Consider the following 15,266-nt stretch of genomic DNA (forward strand, 5'->3'; position numbering starts at 1 on the left):
GTGTACCCGGCCACGATGGCCGGGCACGAATCGACCGCGATTGTACGGATTTGGCAACGGAATCTGATCAATGTCTCTGCAATTCACCCTGAACCACGCCGCCGCAACCTCCGCCGAGGTTGACTGCGTCATCGTTGGCGCCTTCTCCGACAAGTCGCTGTCCCCGGCCGCACAGGCGCTGGATACCGCGTGCTCCGGCCGCATTTCGGCGCTGCTGGCGCGTGGCGACATCAACGGCAAGACCGGCACCACCTCCCTGCTGCACGATCTGGCCGGCGTTACCGCCCCGCGCGTGCTGGTGATCGGCCTGGGTGATCCGGCCAAGTTCGGCGTGGCCCAGTACCTCAAGGCCATTGGCGACGCCGCCCGCGCCCTGAAGAGCGGCGCCACCCGCAGCGCCCTGCTCACCCTGGCCGAGCTGCCGGTCAAGGAGCGCGATACGGCGTGGAACATCCGCCAGGCGGTGATCACCGCCAACCACGCCAGCTATCGCTACACCGCCACCCTGGGCAAGAAGAAGCCCGAAGCGCCGGGACTGGAAACGCTGGCGATCTCCGGCAGCGATGACACCGCGCTAGCGCAGGGCCAGGCCATTGCCGCCGGCGTGGAATACGCCCGCGAGCTGGGCAACCTGCCGCCGAACTACTGCACCCCGGCCTATCTGGCCGAGTCCTCGGTCAAATTCGCAGCCGGACACGACGGTGCCGAGGCCGAGATCCTCGACGAGGCGCAGATGGAAGCGCTCGGCATGGGCTCGCTGCTGTCGGTGGCGCGCGGCTCGGCCAACCGCCCGAAGCTGGTGGTGCTGAAGTGGAACAACGGCGGTGACGCCAAGCCGTACGTGCTGGTCGGCAAGGGCATCACCTTCGATACCGGCGGCGTCAACCTGAAGACCCAGGGCGGCATCGAGGAAATGAAGTACGACATGTGCGGTGCGGCCAACGTGATCGGCACCTTCGTCGCCGCCGTGACCGCCAAGCTGCCGCTGAACCTGGTGGTGGTGGTGCCGGCGGTGGAGAACGCCATCGACGGCAACGCCTATCGCCCGTCGGATGTGATCACCTCGATGTCGGGCAAGACCATCGAAGTGGGCAACACCGACGCCGAAGGCCGCCTGATCCTGTGCGATGCGCTGACCTACGCGCAGCGCTTCGAACCGGCCGCACTGGTCGACGTGGCGACCCTGACCGGCGCCTGCATGGTCGCGCTGGGCCACCAGACCGCCGGCCTGATGAGCAAGCATGACGATCTGGCCAACGAACTGCTGGCCGCCGGCGAGCACGTGTTCGACCGCGCCTGGCGCCTGCCGCTGTGGGACGAGTACCAGCCGATGCTGGATTCGACCTTCGCCGACGTCTACAACATCGGCGGCCGCTGGGGTGGCGCGATCACCGCCGGCTGCTTCCTGTCGCGCTTCACCGAAGGCCAGCGCTGGGCGCACCTGGACATCGCCGGCGTGGCCAGCGATGAAGGCAAGCGCGGCATGGCCACCGGCCGTCCGGTCGGCCTGCTGAGCCAGTGGCTACTGGATCGCCTCGCTTAAGGCAAAACCGGCGAAACCGGGGTCAGAGTGGGTTTTTCTTGAAAAACCCACTCTGACCCCACCTCACCCCTCCTACCCGATGACCTGATGCGCGCCGACTTCTACCTGATCGCCAAGCCGCGTTTTCTCACCGAGCCGCTGAAGCTGGTGTGCGAACTGGCCCGCAAGGCCAACGACGGCGGCCTGTACACGCTGGTGCTGGCCCGTGACCAAGCCCAGGCCGAGGAGCTGGACGAGCTGCTGTGGTCCTTCGACCCGGACGCCTACATCCCGCACCAGATCGTCGGCGAGGACGTGGACGAGGAGGAGGCCATCGTGCTGATCGCCACGCCGGGCGCCGAGGCGCCGCAGCGGCCGCTGGTGATCAACCTGCGCGACGAGCCTTACCTGGGCAGCTGCGACCGCGTGCTGGAAGTGGTGCCGGCCGATCCGGCCGCGCGCGAACCGCTGCGTGAGCGCTGGCGCCAGTACAAGGCCGCCGGCTACACGCTCAACAAATACGACATGTAAAGGAATACCCATGCGCCTGCTGATCGCCATCCTGCTGCCGTGGCTGGCCTTCTTCACCATCGGCCGCCCCATTTCCGGCATCGTCTGCCTGATCCTGCAACTGACCCTGATCGGCTGGCTGCCCGCCGCCATCTGGGCCGCCTACGCGGTCAGCCAGTACCACACCGACCAGAAGATCAAGCGCGCCCTCGGCCGCTGATCGCCCTTCCCCGCCTTTTTCCGGTTTTCCCCGCATGACCCAACTCGCCTCCAGCTACGACCCCAAATCCTTCGAAACCGATCTCTACGACGGGTGGGAGAAGGCCGGCCACTTCAAGCCGTCCGGCAAGGGCGAGCCCTACACCATCCTGCTGCCGCCGCCGAACGTCACCGGCACCCTGCACATGGGCCATGCGTTCCAGCAGACGCTGATGGATGCGCTGATCCGCTACCACCGCATGCGCGGCTACGACACGCTGTGGCAGGTGGGTACCGACCACGCCGGCATCGCCACCGAGATGGTGGTCAGCCGCAACCTGGCACTGGAAGGCAAGGGTGAAACCCGCGATTCGCTGGGCCGCGACGGTTTCATCGACAAGGTGTGGGAGTGGAAGGCGCACTCGGGCAACGTGATCGAAGGCCAGATGCGCCGCCTCGGCACCTCGGCCGACTGGTCGCGCAGCACCTTCACCATGGACCCGGGCCCGAGCGAAGCGGTGATCGAATCGTTCATCCGCTGGCACGAGCAGGGCCTGATCTACCGTGGCCAGCGTCTGGTCAACTGGGACCCGGTGCTGAAGACCGCCATCTCCGACCTGGAAGTGGAAAGCGTCGAGGAAGACGGCTTCCTGTGGTCGATCGCCTACGCGCTGGAAGACGGCGCCAGCTACGAGCACGTCGAGTTCGATGCCGACGGCAACGAGACCCTGCGCGAAACCCGCAACTACCTGGTCGTGGCCACCACCCGTCCTGAAACCCTGCTGGGCGACACCGCGGTGATGGTCCACCCGGAAGACAGCCGCTACGCGCACCTGATCGGCAAGCGCGTGACCCTGCCGCTGACCGGCCGCAGCGTGCCGGTGATCGGCGACGACTACGTGGACAAGGCGTTCGGCACCGGCGTGGTCAAGGTGACCCCGGCGCATGACTTCAACGACTACCAGGTCGGCGTGCGTCACTCCCTGCCGATGATCAACCTGTTCACCCCGGTGGCCGCACTCAACGAGAACGCGCCGGAGAAGTACCGCGGGCTGGACCGCTACGAAGCGCGCAAGGTGATCCTGGCCGAACTGGAAGACCTGGGCATCCTGGTCGAGACCAAGGCGCACAAGCTGCAGGTGCCGCGTGGCGACCGTACCGGCCAGGTGATCGAGCCGTACCTGACCGACCAGTGGTTCGTGAAGATGGACGGGCTGGCCAAGCGCGGCCTGGAACTGGTCGAAGGTGTTGATGGAAAGCCGGGTTCGATCAAGTTCGTGCCGGGCAACTGGATCAACACCTACCGCCACTGGATGGAGAACATCCAGGATTGGTGCATCAGCCGCCAGCTGTGGTGGGGCCACCGCATCCCGGCGTGGTTCGACGAGGCTGGCAACTGCTATGTGGGCCGCAACGAAGCCGAAGTCCGCGCCAAGGCCGGGCTGGGCGATGACGTGGTACTGACCCAGGACAGCGACGTGCTGGAGACCTGGTTCTCCTCGCAGCTGTGGCCGTTCTCCACGCTGGGCTGGCCGAACGAAGCGGCTATGACCGAACGTGGCTTCGACCGCTACCTGCCCTCGAACGTGCTGGTCACCGGCTTCGACATCATCTTCTTCTGGGTGGCGCGCATGATCATGGCCACCGACAGCTTCACCGGGCAGATCCCGTTCAAGGACGTCTACATCACCGGCTTGATCCGCGACGGTCAGGGCCAGAAGATGTCCAAGTCCAAGGGCAACGTACTCGATCCGCTGGACATCATCGACGGCATCACCATCGACGACCTGGTCGCCAAGCGCACCCATGGCCTGATGCAACCGAAGATGGCCGAGAAGATCGAGAAGGCCACCCGCAAGGAATTCCCGGACGGCATCATCGCCCACGGCGCCGACGCGCTGCGCTTCACCATCGCCGCGCTGGCCACCCACGGCCGCGACATCAAGTTCGACATGAGCCGCGCCGAGGGCTACAAGAACTTCTGCAACAAGTTGTGGAACGCCAGCCGCTTCACCCTGATGAACACCGAGGGTGCGAGCTTCAGCGGCGCGCCGCAGCCGCGTACCGACGCCGAGCGCTGGATCCTGGCGCGTCTGGCCACCGTTTCGGCTGAAGCGCAGCAGCATTTCGCCGACTACCGCTTCGACCTGCTGGCACAGGCGCTGTACGAGTTCGTCTGGAACGAGTTCTGCGACTGGTTCCTGGAGCTGACCAAGCCGGCGCTCAATGGCGACAATGCCGAGGACGCGGCCAGCACCCGCCACACCTTGCTGTACGTGCTTGAAGCGGTGCTGCGCCTGCTGCACCCGCTGACCCCGTTCGTCACCGAGCAGCTGTGGAAGCAGGTCGCACCGCGCCTGGGTCTGCAGGTCGACACGCTGTCGCTGCGCAGCTATCCGACCGCCGCCGAGTTCACCGGCGACTACGCGCAGGCCGAGGCCGACGTGGAATGGTTCAAGACCATGGTCAGCGCGCTGCGCCGCGTGCGCAGCGAACTGAACGTGCCGCCGTCCAAGCAGATCAGGCTGCTGCTGCAGGGCGGCAGCGCCGCCGACCGCGGCCGGGTCGAGCGTTTCACCGCGCAGCTGCGCTTCCTGCTCAAGCTTGAGGCGGTCACCTGGCTGGCCAGCGATGAGGCCTGCCCGCCGGTGGCTCCGGCCGTGGTCGGCGAGCTGAAACTGCTGGTACCGCTGGAAGGCCTGGTCGATCTGGACGCCGAGCGCGCGCGTCTGGACAAGGAAATCGCCCGCGTCTCGGCGGAGAAGGAAAAGAGCCAGACCAAGCTGTCCAGGTTCACCGACAAGGTGCCGGCGGCGGTGGTCGAACAGGAGCGCGTGCGCCTGCTCGACTGGGAAACCCAGCTGGCCGGCCTGCAGGAACAACGCGCCAAGCTGTAAGCAGGCGACATCAGGATGGTATGCAGGCGCCGCCTCCGGGCAGCGTTTGCATTACAGCGGCGGCATCGTATCGATGTCGTCGGCCACCAGCTCCACCGCCATCACCAGCGCGTCCTCGCGCCCGTTGGCGGCCGGGTAGTAACGCGGCCGGCGGCCGATCTCGTTGAACCCTTCGCTTTCATACAGCGCGATGGCCGGGGCATTGGACGGCCGCACTTCCAGGAACACCCGCAGCGCGCCCCGCTGGCGCGCCAGTTGCACCAGCTCGCGTAGCAGGCGGCGGCCATACCCATGCGACTGGCGGCGCGGATCGACACAGACATTCAATACATGGGCTTCATCGGCGGCGAGGCTGAGCATGCCGTAGCCGACCAGGCCATCACTGGATTCCAGCACCCGGCCCGGATAACCGGCACGCAGGCAGTCCAGGAAAATGCCGCGGGTCCACGGATACGGATAGGCGCGCAGCTCGATCTCCATCACCGCATCCAGATCGCCCTCGTGCAGGGGACGCAGGATCGGTGCGCCTGCCGACCCCGGCACACTCATTGCGGACGTTTCCGCAGTGCCCGCAGCTGTGGCCACAGCGCGCGTTTGGCGGCCGGGTTGGCCCGCAGTTCGGCCAGCGGCCAGCTGTCCATCAATGCGCGGGTTTCCGGCTCGTTCGGATTCAGGCCCGAGGCCCTGAGCAGCGCAATCTGCAACCGGTCCGGCATCCGGAATCCACCGGCCCGCCGACCCGACGCAGCTGGGGTCGGCGTGGTGACCGGCGCCTCGGGCACATTGCCGGCAGGCACCTGCCGTGGCGGCTTCGCGGCCGGCCGGGGCGGCAACGGCGCATCGTCGCCGGTGAATACCGGCACGGACTCCCGCACCGGCATCGCCACCGCCGGTGGTGCATCCAGTGCGCCGCCGGCCAGATAGACGCTGTAACCCATCGCCTGCAACCATGCCTGCTGCTGCGGCGACCACACCGGCTCGGGCGAAAACGCGATCACTGCACCTTGTCCGCCGGCGGCCGCCACCGCTGCAACAGCCACATCACGGGGCCGGACAGCGCATAGATCACGCCGACCACGAACAGCACCCGGCCCGGATCCAGCACCATGATGGCGATGGCGATCGGCACCAGTGCCAGCACCACGAACGGCACCCGCTCCGAGCGCGGCCCCTTCTCGCTGCCGCCCTTGAAGCTCCAGAAACGGATGCGGCTGACCATCAGCAGGCCGGAGACAATCGTCACCGCCAGCGCCACATAACGCAGCTGCTCGCCGCTCCAGCCCAATTCGCCATCGGCAAAGGCCCAGACGAAGGACATCATCAGCCCGGCCGCGGCAGGACTGGCCAGACCCACGAACCAGCGCTTGTCGACGGTGCCGACCTGGGTGTTGAAGCGGGCCAGCCGCAGCGCCGCGCAGGCCGCGTACAGGAAAGCCGCCGACCAGCCGACCCGGCCCAGCACATCGCCATCGAACTTCAGCGAGGACAGTGCCCAGTGGTACATCACCAGTGCCGGCGCCATACCAAAGCTGACCAGATCGGCCAGCGAGTCGTACTGCACGCCGAATTCGCTGCTGGTGCCGGTCAGCCGGGCCACACGGCCGTCCAGGCCGTCCATCACCGCCGCCACGAACACGGCGACGCTGGCGTGGACGAACTGCCCGTTGGAGGCGGCGATGATCGCGTAGAAACCGGCGAACAGGCCGGCGGTGGTAAACAGGTTCGGCAGCAGATAGATGCTGCGCGAACGCGGGGGTGGTCTCATTTCGTCCATGCAGGGAGTTTAATCGACTTGCCAGCCTCGTCACCGGATGCTGCAATCCGGGCTCACCTTGGATCTGCTGCCCGGAGTTGCCATGCGCACCCTGTCCCGCCTCTGCTGCCTGCTTGCGCTCGCCAGCGCTGCCACCGCCAGTGCCGGCAACCTCTACAAGTGGAAGGACGCCAATGGCGTCACCCAGTATTCCGAGCGCCCGCCGACCGGACAGAAGTATGAAACCCGTCGCGTCACCAGCAGCGGCGCCACCGTGGTCGAAGCACCTGCCGCGGAAAGCACCGAATCCGAGCAGTGCCTGTCTGCACGCAGGAACATGGAGCTGCTGGCCGGCAGTGGCCCGGTGATGCAGGACACCGACGGCGACGGCAAGCCGGATGCGACGCTCGACGATGCCCAGCGCGCGGCGCAGAAACAGCTGGCCGAATCGGCCGCGGCGGTCTACTGCAAACCCGCCGCCAAGACCTGAGCCGGCGCGCGTCGCCACCGCAGTGCCCCACCGGTGCGGAGAGACTGGCAAAATAGGCGATTCCGCCGTTTTGCGAAGCCTCTCCCATGCGCCTTTCCCGGTTCCACCTGCACACCACCAAGGAAACCCCCGCCGACGCCGAGTTGGTCAGCCACAAGCTGATGCTGCGCGCGGGCATGATCCGCAAGCTGGCCTCGGGCCTGTACACCTGGTCGCCGCTGGGCCTGCGCGTATTGCGCAAGGTGGAGGGCATCGTCCGCGAGGAAATGGACCGCGCCGGCGCGGTGGAGCTGCAGCTGCCGACCATCCAGCCCAAGGAACTGTGGGAAGAAACCGGGCGCTGGGAGAAATTCGGCGGCCAGCTGCTGAAGATCAAGGACCGCAAGGAGCAGGAATACTGCTACAGCCCCACCGCCGAGGAAGCGGTCACCGACTTCGCGCGCCAGGAACTGTCCAGCTACAAGCAGCTGCCGGTCAATTTCTACCAGATCCAGACCAAGTTCCGTGACGAGATCCGCCCGCGCTTCGGGGTGATGCGTTCGCGCGAGTTCCTGATGAAGGACGCCTATTCCTTCCACCTGGACGAGGCCAGCCTGATGGCCGAATACGAAAACATGAAAGCCGCCTACACCCGGGTATTCACCCGGCTGGGGCTGGATTTCCGCGCGGTGCAGGCCGATTCCGGCGCCATCGGTGGCGACGCCTCGCAGGAATTCCACGTGATCGCCGATTCGGGCGAGGACGCGCTGGTGTTTTCCACCGGTTCGGATTATGCGGCCAACGTCGAAGCGGCGATCGCCGCCGACCCGGCGCCGCGCCCGGCTGCCAGCGAAGCCCTGCGCAAAATCGATACCCCCACCCAGAAAACCTGCGAGGAAGTGGCCGCATTGATGGGCATCGCCCTGCAGCGTACGGTCAAGTCGGTGGCGGTGATGACCAGTGAAGACGCGTTCGTGCTGGCACTGGTGCGCGGCGACCACGAGGTCAACGAGATCAAACTGGCCAAGGTCGACGGCCTGGCCGGTTACCGCATGGCCAGTGAGGCCGAGATTGCCGAGTATCTGGGCAGCGAACCCGGATTCCTCGGCCCGCTGCAGCCGCGCAAGACCATCCGCGTGGTGGCCGACCGCGACGTGGCGGCAATGGCCGATTTTGTCGTCGGCGCCAATGAAGCCGGCTTCCATATTGCCGGCGTCAACTGGGGCCGCGATCTGGCCGAACCGGAAGTGGCCGATATCCGCAATGTGAAGGAAGGCGACCGTGCCCGGGATGGTGGCGAGCTGAAAATCGCCCGCGGTATCGAAGTGGGCCACGTTTTCCAGCTCGGCCGCAGCTATGCCGAGGCATTGAAGGCCACCGTACTGGATGAAAACGGCAAGGCCACGGTGATGGCGATGGGCTGCTACGGCATCGGTGTCTCGCGGATTGTCGCGGCCGCGATCGAACAGAACCATGATGATGCCGGCATTATCTGGCCGGCCAGCATGGCGCCATGGCAGGCGGTGGTGTGCATGATCAATCCGAAACAGGATGCCGCGGTCACCGCGGCTGCCGAGGCGCTGCTGGCCGAGCTGCAGGCCGCCGGCATCGACGCCGCGCTGGATGATCGCGGGCTGCGCCCCGGCGCCATGTTCGCCGATATGGAGCTGATCGGTATCCCGCACCGCATCGTGGTTTCCGAGCGCGGGCTGGCGGCAGGAACCTACGAATACCGTGCCCGCTCGGCAAGCGAGGCCGAGAATCTCGACAAGACGGCGCTGCTGGCCAAGCTCAGCGGTTGAACGACGCGCTGGACAACCGTTTTGATGCAAAGGTTTGATGCGAAGGCCGGGACATAATCCCGGCCTTTTCATTCCACCCTCACACCCTGTCGATAATATTTTGATTGAAACCGGCAAGCCGCTCCCGGTATGCTCTGCCCGCTGCCACGGAATGGCTCCACCCTTTCAATCATTATTATCCGGAGTAGCTATTCGATGAGTATCGATCTTTCCAGCCTGTCGGCCAAAGAACTTTCCACCCTGATCCGCGATGCACAGAAGCGCAGGACGGTCGTCGCCAAGCGCCAGCCGCTGGCCAAGGCCCGTGCCCAGGTGATCGCCGCCGCGAAAAAGGCCGGCTACACGATCGAGGAACTGTTCGGCGTCGATGCACCGGCCGCCAAGACCGCACGTGCTGGGAAAACCGCCAAGAGCGCCAGCAAGGCCGGCCGCAAGGTGGCCAAGGTCGCTCCGAAGTATCGCAACCCGGCCAATGCCGAGGAGACCTGGACCGGTCGTGGCAAGCAGCCGCGCTGGCTGGCCGAATACACCAACAACGGCCGCAAGGTCGAGGAATTCCTGATCCAGAAGTAAGCGGGAACTCCAGAGTGACGAAAACGCCGGCAATCGCCGGCGTTTTCATTTACCCAGGTGCTCACCCGGTCACAGGTTCTTCCGCGCCGGAATCAGCAGATTGCCGAACAGCAGGCCGGCCACCAGCGCCATGACCACATTCACCACGGTCAGCATCGCCGATTCTCCGGCGTTGACGTTCTGCTGCTGCACCAGACTCAATACCCCGCGCAGGCTGGTGCTGCCGGGAACCAGCATGATGATACCCGGCAGACGCACGATCGCGCCCGGCCGGTGCAACAGGCGGCCAAACAGGTTGCCGGCCGCGGTCACCGCCATCGCCGCCAGGAAAATACCCGCCGGTATTCCCCACATCTGCCCGCCATAACGGGAGATCGCATAACCGCTCACCGAGGCGGCGATCACCCACGGATAATCCCGCCGGCTGGCCCGGAACAGCATCGCAAACGCGAACGAGGCCACCAGCACCGCGCCCCATTCCACCCAGTCCGATTGCGGCCGCGAGGCGCGGATGACCGGTTCCAGCCCGAGGATGCCGGTGATCGTCACCGCGATCATCGCGCCCACGGTGAGTTTCATGATCGTGGTCAACGCACCGGCAAACCGCGCGGTACCCGATACCCAGTGCTGGCTGGCCAGCTCGTTGACCGCATTGGTCAACGACATGCCCGGCAGCAGCACCACCAGCGAGGCGATGATCACGGTATTGAGGTTGAGCGGACCGATGAAGGTGGCCACCAGCACCGCCACGAATCCGGCCAGCATCGCCGCCAGTGCCTCCCCGGCCTCGCGCGAGGCGGTACGGCGGTCGGTGTAGAACAGCATCAGCCCGATCAGCAGGCCGGTAACGCCAGCGGTGGCGATATCCAGCCACGGCAGTCGCCACAGCCCGGCCACGCCGGCCGAGCCGAGGCCGAACGACAGCAGCATCTGGATCCTGCCGGGTATCCCCGGGTCCTTGTCGAGCTGGCGCAGGGCGGTATGGCCCTGGGCCAGGCTCATCTGCCCGCCGGCCACCGCCTCGGCGATCTGGTCGGCCATCGCCAGCTTGTGCAGGTCGTTGTCGCCCGGCCCCAGACGGATCACCCGGGTAATGTCGCTGGAACCGATCTTGCAGGTCGGGTCACTGAAACTGAGGATCAGCCCGGTCGGATTGGACCAGGGCTCACAATCCAGATCCAGCCGCTGCGACAGCGCGACCACCGCCGCTTCCAGCCGCTGGGCGGTCGTTCCGTAGCTGTGCAGGCGCCCGGCGATCTCCGCGACGAAGGCCACGCGCTGGGCATAGGTGGCCCGGTTGGATACGACGACAGTGGGTTCGGCAGACATGTCCGTTAGTATCACCCGGAAGCGCCACGCTTACTCATCCTTGCGCGACAAAGGACACGCTATGCTCGGCAGCCGATGCCGCCCATGAAAGACCCGCAGCCACCCCGTTGCCTGATCGATCCGGAGGTCGAAGGCCAGGTCCGGCTGTCCGGCAGCTGGACGCTGGCCACCGCGTTGCAGGCGGGCGAGGTTCTGGGCGCGATGGACAGGCCGGTGCGCAGCGTGGACGCGCGTGCCATCGATGCGCTGGATTCGGCCGGCGTGCTGCTGCTGCTGCGCTTCTCGCACCAGGCCGGGATTGCCGACGACGCCCTGCAATTCCGCGATGAGCACCAGGCGCTGGTCTGCACCATCGAGGAGGTCGCCGACGAACGCCCCAGGCCGGCCCGCGATTACGGCATTGTCGCCGCGCTGGAGCGCCTGGGCCGCTCGGTCCACGCCATCGGCCGCAACATCGTGGTGCTGGTCAATTTTCTGGGCGAGAACCTGGTCAAACTGGCCCGCCTGCTGCCACAGCCACGACGTCTGCGTCTGACCGCCACCGTCAGCCAGATGGAAAGCGTCGGCCTGGACGCGGTGCCGCTGGTGGTATTGCTGTCCTATCTGGTGGGCGCGGTGATCGCCTTCCTCGGCTCGACCATCCTGCGCGACTTCGGCGCGGAGATCTTCGTGGTCGAACTGGTCAGCATCGCCTTCCTGCGCGAGTTCGCGGTGCTGCTGACCGCCATCGTGCTGGCCGGGCGCACCGCCAGCGCCTTCACCGCACAGATCGGCGCGATGAAGGCACGCGAGGAGATCGACGCGATCCAGACCCTCGGGCTGGACCCGATCGACCTGCTGGTGCTGCCGCGGATCATCGCGCTGCTGGTGATGCTGCCGCTGCTGACCTTCGTGGCGATGCTGGCCGGCCTGGCCGGTGGCGTGACGGTGGGCGCGTTCGACCTGGATATCCCGCCGCAGATGTATCTGGCACGCATGCACGACACGATCGAAGTGCGGCACATGCTGGTGGGGCTGGCCAAGGCGCCGGTGTTCGCTCTGATCATCGCGCTGATCGGCTGCCTGGAGGGCCTGAAGGTGGAAGGCACCGCGCAGTCGGTCGGCGAGCGCACCACCTCCAGCGTGGTGCAGACCATATCGCTGGTCATCATCCTCGACGCGCTGGCCGCGTTGTGGTTCATGCACATGGACTGGTGAGGCGATGGCGACCGTGACAGACACCGGCATTTCCCGCACCGAGGCTCCGGCGATCCGCGTGCGCGGGCTGGTCAACCGCTTCGGCAGCCAGACCGTCCACGACGGCCTGGACCTGGACGTACGCCGCGGCGAAATCCTCGGCATCGTCGGCGGCTCGGGCACCGGCAAATCGGTGCTGATGCGCTCCATCCTGGGCTTGCGCAAACCCGATGCCGGGCAGATCGAGGTACTGGGCGTGGACGCCCGTTCGAGCGCCGCTGCCGACCGCCTGCAGATCGAACGCAATACCGGCGTGCTGTTCCAGGACGGCGCCCTGTTTTCCTCGCTGACCGTCGGCGAGAACGTGCAGGTGCCGCTGAAGGAACATCATCCCGAACTGAGCGAGCGCTGGCATTACGAGCTGGCGCTGCTGAAGGTGAAACTGGCCGGCCTGCCCGCCGATGCGATCAACAAACTGCCCTCGCAGCTGTCCGGCGGCATGCGCAAACGTGCCGGGCTGGCCCGTGCGCTGGCGCTGGACCCGCCGCTGCTGTTCCTGGACGAGCCCACCGCCGGGCTCGATCCGATCGGTGCGGCCGCCTTCGACCGCCTGATCAAGACCCTGCAGGAAGCACTCGGCCTGACCGTGTTCCTGATCACCCATGACCTGGACACGCTCTACGCCATCTGCGACCGCGTGGCGGTGCTGGCCGACCAGAAGGTGATCGCCAATGCGCCCCTGCCCGAGATCGAACAACTCGACCACCCGTGGATCCGCGACTACTTCCACGGCCCCCGCGCCCGCGCCGCGCGCGGCCAACTGACCGAGCACGCCTGATATGGAAACCAAAGCCAATTACGTCCTGATCGGCGCCTTCACCCTCCTCGTCGGCATCGCGCTGCTGGCCTTCGGCCTGTGGGCCGCCAAGTACTCCTCCGACCGGACCTGGCAGCAATACCGGGTGGTGTTCGATGAAGCCGTCACCGGCCTGTCGGTCGGCAGCCCGGTGCAGTACAACGGCATCGCCGTGGGTTCGATCACCGACCTCTCGCTCGCGCCGGAAGATCCGCGCAAGGTGATCGCACGCATCCGCCTGAATTCCACCACTCCGGTGAAAACCGACACCCGCGCCAAGCTGGCCATCACCAGCCTGACGGGGCCGGCGATCATCCAGCTCAGTGGCGGCACCCCGCAGGCCGCCAGCCTCACCGCCGTGAGCAAGGAGGCGATCCCGACCATCGCCACCACGCCCTCGGCATTGCAGAACATCACCGATGTGGCCAATCGCGTGGTCGAGCGCATGGACCAGCTGCTCAGCGACGAGAACGTGGACAGGATCTCGGCGACGCTGGGCCATCTGGAAACCATCAGCAGCGGGCTGGCCGATCGCGACCAGGGCACGCAGGCGCTGCTGGTGGAAGCCCGCGACGCCGCGCGCAAGCTCAACGCCACACTGGCCACTGCCAACGGCGCGCTGCAGAACCTGGATCAGAACGTGTTGCGCCAGCTGCCCGCCACCCTGGACAAGCTTGACACCAGCTTGGGCAAACTGGATTCGGCCGCCGGCAATGCCGATGCCATCCTTGGCGAGAACCGCGCGGCCATCAACAGTTTCGCCAACGATGGCCTGGCCCAGCTCGGCCCCACCCTGACCGAACTGCGCGGACTGATCCGCGACCTGCGCCGGGTCAGCGACCGGCTGGAGAACAATCCGGCGCGCTACCTGCTCGGCCGTGATGCCCCGAAGGAGTTCGAACCGAAATGAAGCCGTCCTTTTTCATCCGACTGATCGCACCGCTGTGCGTACTGGCCTTGGCCGGCTGCTCGCTACTGGCCGGCGGTGACCGTCAATCCATCACCATCTACGCCCCACAGGTACGCGTGCAGGCCGATCCGGCCTGGCCGCAGGTCGACTGGCAACTGGCCATCGCCAAGCCCAGCGCCGCACGGCTGGTGGACAGCCCGCGCATCAGCGTCCGGCCCACTCCCGGTGAGCTGGAGGTCTACCGCGGCGCGACCTGGTCGCAACCGGCCACCGACCTGCTGGAAGACACCCTGCTGCGCGGCTTCGAGGATTCCGGCCGGATCGACGCGGTGGCGCGCATCGCCGCCGGCATCCGCTCGGACTACAAGCTGACCACCGACGTGCGCCGTTTCGAAGCCGACTACCGTGGCGGCGACCTGCCCGCGGCCACCATCGAGCTCAACGCCAAACTGATCCACAGCCTGGACCAGCGCGTGGTCGCCGCACGCACCTTCGTGGTTGCCGAGCCGGCAGCCTCCACCGACATTCCCAGCGTCGCCCGTGCCTTTGAAACCGCCTTGGACAAGGTCGCCAGCGAACTGATCGGCTGGACCCTGCTCAGCGGCCAGCGCGACGAGGCGCGGCAGTCGCCGCCACAACCCGGCGGAAAGTGAGGTTGATGCGCTCGCCCAGCGGACGCGCGGTTTTGGGCAGGGCATGCTGCCAGTCGCGCTGGGAATCGCCGGCCATCACCAGCAGGTCACCATGGCCCAGCAGGAACTCGCGCTTGTGGGAATGGTCATCGCGCCGGCGCAGCAGGAAGCGCCTGGGCGCTCCCAGGCTCAGGGAGGCGATCACCGGACGCTCTCCCAGCTCCGGCTCGTCGTCGCTGTGCCAGCCCATGCTGTCACGGCCATCCCGGTAACGGTTGAGCAGGACGCTGTTGAAGCGGCTCCGGCAGGCCTGCTGCAGACGCTCACGCAGCGGTAGCAGCGCGGGCAGCCATGGCGATGGGGCAAAGTCCGCGCCCGAATAGCGGTAATGCGCATCGGCATCCCCCATCCAGCAACTCAGCCGCGGCGAATCCACCCAGCGCCCGAACAGGCGGATGCGGTGCACCTGCCAGGAAACGCCATCCTGCAACGTGCGATACAGCCCATCGGCCTCCAGCGCAGGCAGCCAACCTGGCAAGTAATGGACCCCACCATCGGGAAGATTGCCGGTGAACAACATCTGCTCACGCTAGCACGGGGTTTGCCGCCATGATCGGCAGCACCGAAAATGCCCTCTCA

The 15,266-nt window shown here is 66.4% G+C and carries 15 protein-coding genes and 1 pseudogene; 11 read left to right on the forward strand and 5 right to left on the reverse strand.

Translation table 11 applies throughout. The features are described 5' to 3' along the window. The first annotated feature begins 70 nt into the window (after nucleotides 1-70). From ACSBPQ_RS12095 to ACSBPQ_RS12110, 4 genes are all read left to right on the forward strand, one after another. On the forward strand, nucleotides 71-1,543 hold the full coding sequence (locus ACSBPQ_RS12095) for a leucyl aminopeptidase (RefSeq protein ID WP_442682382.1): 1,473 nt from the start codon (nucleotides 71-73) through the stop codon (nucleotides 1,541-1,543). Between the two features lie 84 nt (nucleotides 1,544-1,627). Beyond that, nucleotides 1,628-2,053, forward strand: coding sequence for a DNA polymerase III subunit chi (locus ACSBPQ_RS12100; protein WP_442684580.1), 426 nt, complete (start codon nucleotides 1,628-1,630; stop codon nucleotides 2,051-2,053). A 10-nt stretch (nucleotides 2,054-2,063) separates the two neighbouring features. After that, the gene (locus tag ACSBPQ_RS12105) at nucleotides 2,064-2,252 is read left to right on the forward strand and encodes a YqaE/Pmp3 family membrane protein (protein WP_442682383.1); all 189 of its coding nucleotides are present in this window, start codon (nucleotides 2,064-2,066) and stop codon (nucleotides 2,250-2,252) included. Nucleotides 2,253-2,286: 34 nt separating this feature from the next. Then, nucleotides 2,287-5,127 carry a valine--tRNA ligase gene (locus tag ACSBPQ_RS12110; RefSeq protein WP_442682384.1) on the forward strand — a complete coding sequence of 947 codons (2,841 nt, stop codon included), beginning with the start codon at nucleotides 2,287-2,289 and terminating at the stop codon, nucleotides 5,125-5,127. A 51-nt stretch (nucleotides 5,128-5,178) separates the two neighbouring features. On the opposite strand, the gene rimI is transcribed toward ACSBPQ_RS12110, so the two are convergent. Genes rimI through pssA form a run of 3 tightly spaced genes read right to left on the reverse strand, consistent with a single transcriptional unit; the run spans nucleotide 5,179 to nucleotide 6,901 of the window. Then, nucleotides 5,179-5,676, reverse strand: a complete 498-nt coding sequence (rimI, locus tag ACSBPQ_RS12115) for a ribosomal protein S18-alanine N-acetyltransferase (protein WP_442682385.1) — start codon at nucleotides 5,674-5,676, stop codon at nucleotides 5,179-5,181. Further along, the gene (locus ACSBPQ_RS12120) at nucleotides 5,673-6,065 is read right to left on the reverse strand and encodes an alanine acetyltransferase (protein WP_442684581.1); all 393 of its coding nucleotides are present in this window, start codon (nucleotides 6,063-6,065) and stop codon (nucleotides 5,673-5,675) included. The genes rimI and ACSBPQ_RS12120 overlap by 4 nt, the downstream gene beginning before the upstream one ends. A 56-nt stretch (nucleotides 6,066-6,121) precedes the next feature. Further along, on the reverse strand, nucleotides 6,122-6,901 hold the full coding sequence (gene pssA, locus ACSBPQ_RS12125; protein WP_442682386.1) for a CDP-diacylglycerol--serine O-phosphatidyltransferase: 780 nt from the start codon (nucleotides 6,899-6,901) through the stop codon (nucleotides 6,122-6,124). A gap of 82 nt (nucleotides 6,902-6,983) precedes the next feature. On the opposite strand from pssA, the gene ACSBPQ_RS12130 reads away from it, so the two are divergent. The 3 genes and pseudogenes from ACSBPQ_RS12130 to ACSBPQ_RS12140 form a co-directional block, all read left to right on the forward strand. Further along, nucleotides 6,984-7,370 (forward strand): DUF4124 domain-containing protein, encoded by a 387-nt coding sequence (locus ACSBPQ_RS12130; protein ID WP_442682387.1) that lies wholly within the window; start codon nucleotides 6,984-6,986, stop codon nucleotides 7,368-7,370. An 86-nt stretch (nucleotides 7,371-7,456) separates the two neighbouring features. After that, entirely contained in the window at nucleotides 7,457-9,151 is a 1,695-nt protein-coding gene (locus tag ACSBPQ_RS12135; protein ID WP_442682388.1) for a proline--tRNA ligase, read from the forward strand. A gap of 195 nt (nucleotides 9,152-9,346) precedes the next feature. Then, nucleotides 9,347-9,721: pseudogene (locus ACSBPQ_RS12140) on the forward strand (H-NS histone family protein); the annotation flags it as partial. A 72-nt stretch (nucleotides 9,722-9,793) separates the two neighbouring features. Here ACSBPQ_RS12140 and ACSBPQ_RS12145 read toward each other — a convergent pair. Then, entirely contained in the window at nucleotides 9,794-11,053 is a 1,260-nt protein-coding gene (locus ACSBPQ_RS12145; protein ID WP_442682389.1) for a threonine/serine ThrE exporter family protein, read from the reverse strand. Nucleotides 11,054-11,137: 84 nt separating this feature from the next. On the opposite strand from ACSBPQ_RS12145, the gene ACSBPQ_RS12150 reads away from it, so the two are divergent. From ACSBPQ_RS12150 to ACSBPQ_RS12165, 4 genes are read left to right on the forward strand one after another with little or no spacing between them, the layout of a single operon-like run. Next, nucleotides 11,138-12,250, forward strand: a complete 1,113-nt coding sequence (locus ACSBPQ_RS12150; protein ID WP_442682390.1) for an MlaE family ABC transporter permease — start codon at nucleotides 11,138-11,140, stop codon at nucleotides 12,248-12,250. Nucleotides 12,251-12,254: 4 nt separating this feature from the next. Then, complete coding sequence (locus tag ACSBPQ_RS12155) at nucleotides 12,255-13,067, forward strand: ABC transporter ATP-binding protein (protein ID WP_442682391.1); 813 nt, start codon at nucleotides 12,255-12,257, stop codon at nucleotides 13,065-13,067. A 1-nt stretch (nucleotide 13,068) separates the two neighbouring features. Beyond that, entirely contained in the window at nucleotides 13,069-13,995 is a 927-nt protein-coding gene (locus ACSBPQ_RS12160) for an MlaD family protein (RefSeq protein ID WP_442682392.1), read from the forward strand. Further along, nucleotides 13,992-14,648 (forward strand): ABC-type transport auxiliary lipoprotein family protein, encoded by a 657-nt coding sequence (locus ACSBPQ_RS12165; protein ID WP_442682393.1) that lies wholly within the window; start codon nucleotides 13,992-13,994, stop codon nucleotides 14,646-14,648. Before ACSBPQ_RS12160 ends, ACSBPQ_RS12165 begins: the two co-directional genes overlap by 4 nt. Here the strand turns inward: ACSBPQ_RS12165 and ACSBPQ_RS12170 are convergent. Further along, complete coding sequence (locus tag ACSBPQ_RS12170; RefSeq protein WP_442682394.1) at nucleotides 14,593-15,207, reverse strand: alpha-ketoglutarate-dependent dioxygenase AlkB family protein; 615 nt, start codon at nucleotides 15,205-15,207, stop codon at nucleotides 14,593-14,595. The genes ACSBPQ_RS12165 and ACSBPQ_RS12170 overlap by 56 nt on opposite strands. Nucleotides 15,208-15,266 lie beyond the last annotated feature (59 nt).

It is taken from the genome of Stenotrophomonas sp. JC08 (genome assembly GCF_052180205.1).
Lineage (GTDB): Bacteria > Pseudomonadota > Gammaproteobacteria > Xanthomonadales > Xanthomonadaceae > Stenotrophomonas.

Coding starts and splice junctions, on each gene's coding strand:
- ACSBPQ_RS12095 (WP_442682382.1), top strand. CDS start 71: ATGTCTCTGCAATTCACCCTGAACCACGCCGCCGCAACCTCCGCCGAG.
- ACSBPQ_RS12105 (WP_442682383.1), top strand. CDS start 2,064: ATGCGCCTGCTGATCGCCATCCTGCTGCCGTGGCTGGCCTTCTTCACC.
- ACSBPQ_RS12110 (WP_442682384.1), top strand. CDS start 2,287: ATGACCCAACTCGCCTCCAGCTACGACCCCAAATCCTTCGAAACCGAT.
- rimI (WP_442682385.1), bottom strand. CDS start 5,676: ATGAGTGTGCCGGGGTCGGCAGGCGCACCGATCCTGCGTCCCCTGCAC.
- ACSBPQ_RS12120 (WP_442684581.1), bottom strand. CDS start 6,065: ATGGGTTACAGCGTCTATCTGGCCGGCGGCGCACTGGATGCACCACCG.
- pssA (WP_442682386.1), bottom strand. CDS start 6,901: ATGGACGAAATGAGACCACCCCCGCGTTCGCGCAGCATCTATCTGCTG.
- ACSBPQ_RS12130 (WP_442682387.1), top strand. CDS start 6,984: ATGCGCACCCTGTCCCGCCTCTGCTGCCTGCTTGCGCTCGCCAGCGCT.
- ACSBPQ_RS12135 (WP_442682388.1), top strand. CDS start 7,457: ATGCGCCTTTCCCGGTTCCACCTGCACACCACCAAGGAAACCCCCGCC.
- ACSBPQ_RS12145 (WP_442682389.1), bottom strand. CDS start 11,053: ATGTCTGCCGAACCCACTGTCGTCGTATCCAACCGGGCCACCTATGCC.
- ACSBPQ_RS12150 (WP_442682390.1), top strand. CDS start 11,138: ATGAAAGACCCGCAGCCACCCCGTTGCCTGATCGATCCGGAGGTCGAA.
- ACSBPQ_RS12155 (WP_442682391.1), top strand. CDS start 12,255: ATGGCGACCGTGACAGACACCGGCATTTCCCGCACCGAGGCTCCGGCG.
- ACSBPQ_RS12160 (WP_442682392.1), top strand. CDS start 13,069: ATGGAAACCAAAGCCAATTACGTCCTGATCGGCGCCTTCACCCTCCTC.
- ACSBPQ_RS12165 (WP_442682393.1), top strand. CDS start 13,992: ATGAAGCCGTCCTTTTTCATCCGACTGATCGCACCGCTGTGCGTACTG.
- ACSBPQ_RS12170 (WP_442682394.1), bottom strand. CDS start 15,207: ATGTTGTTCACCGGCAATCTTCCCGATGGTGGGGTCCATTACTTGCCA.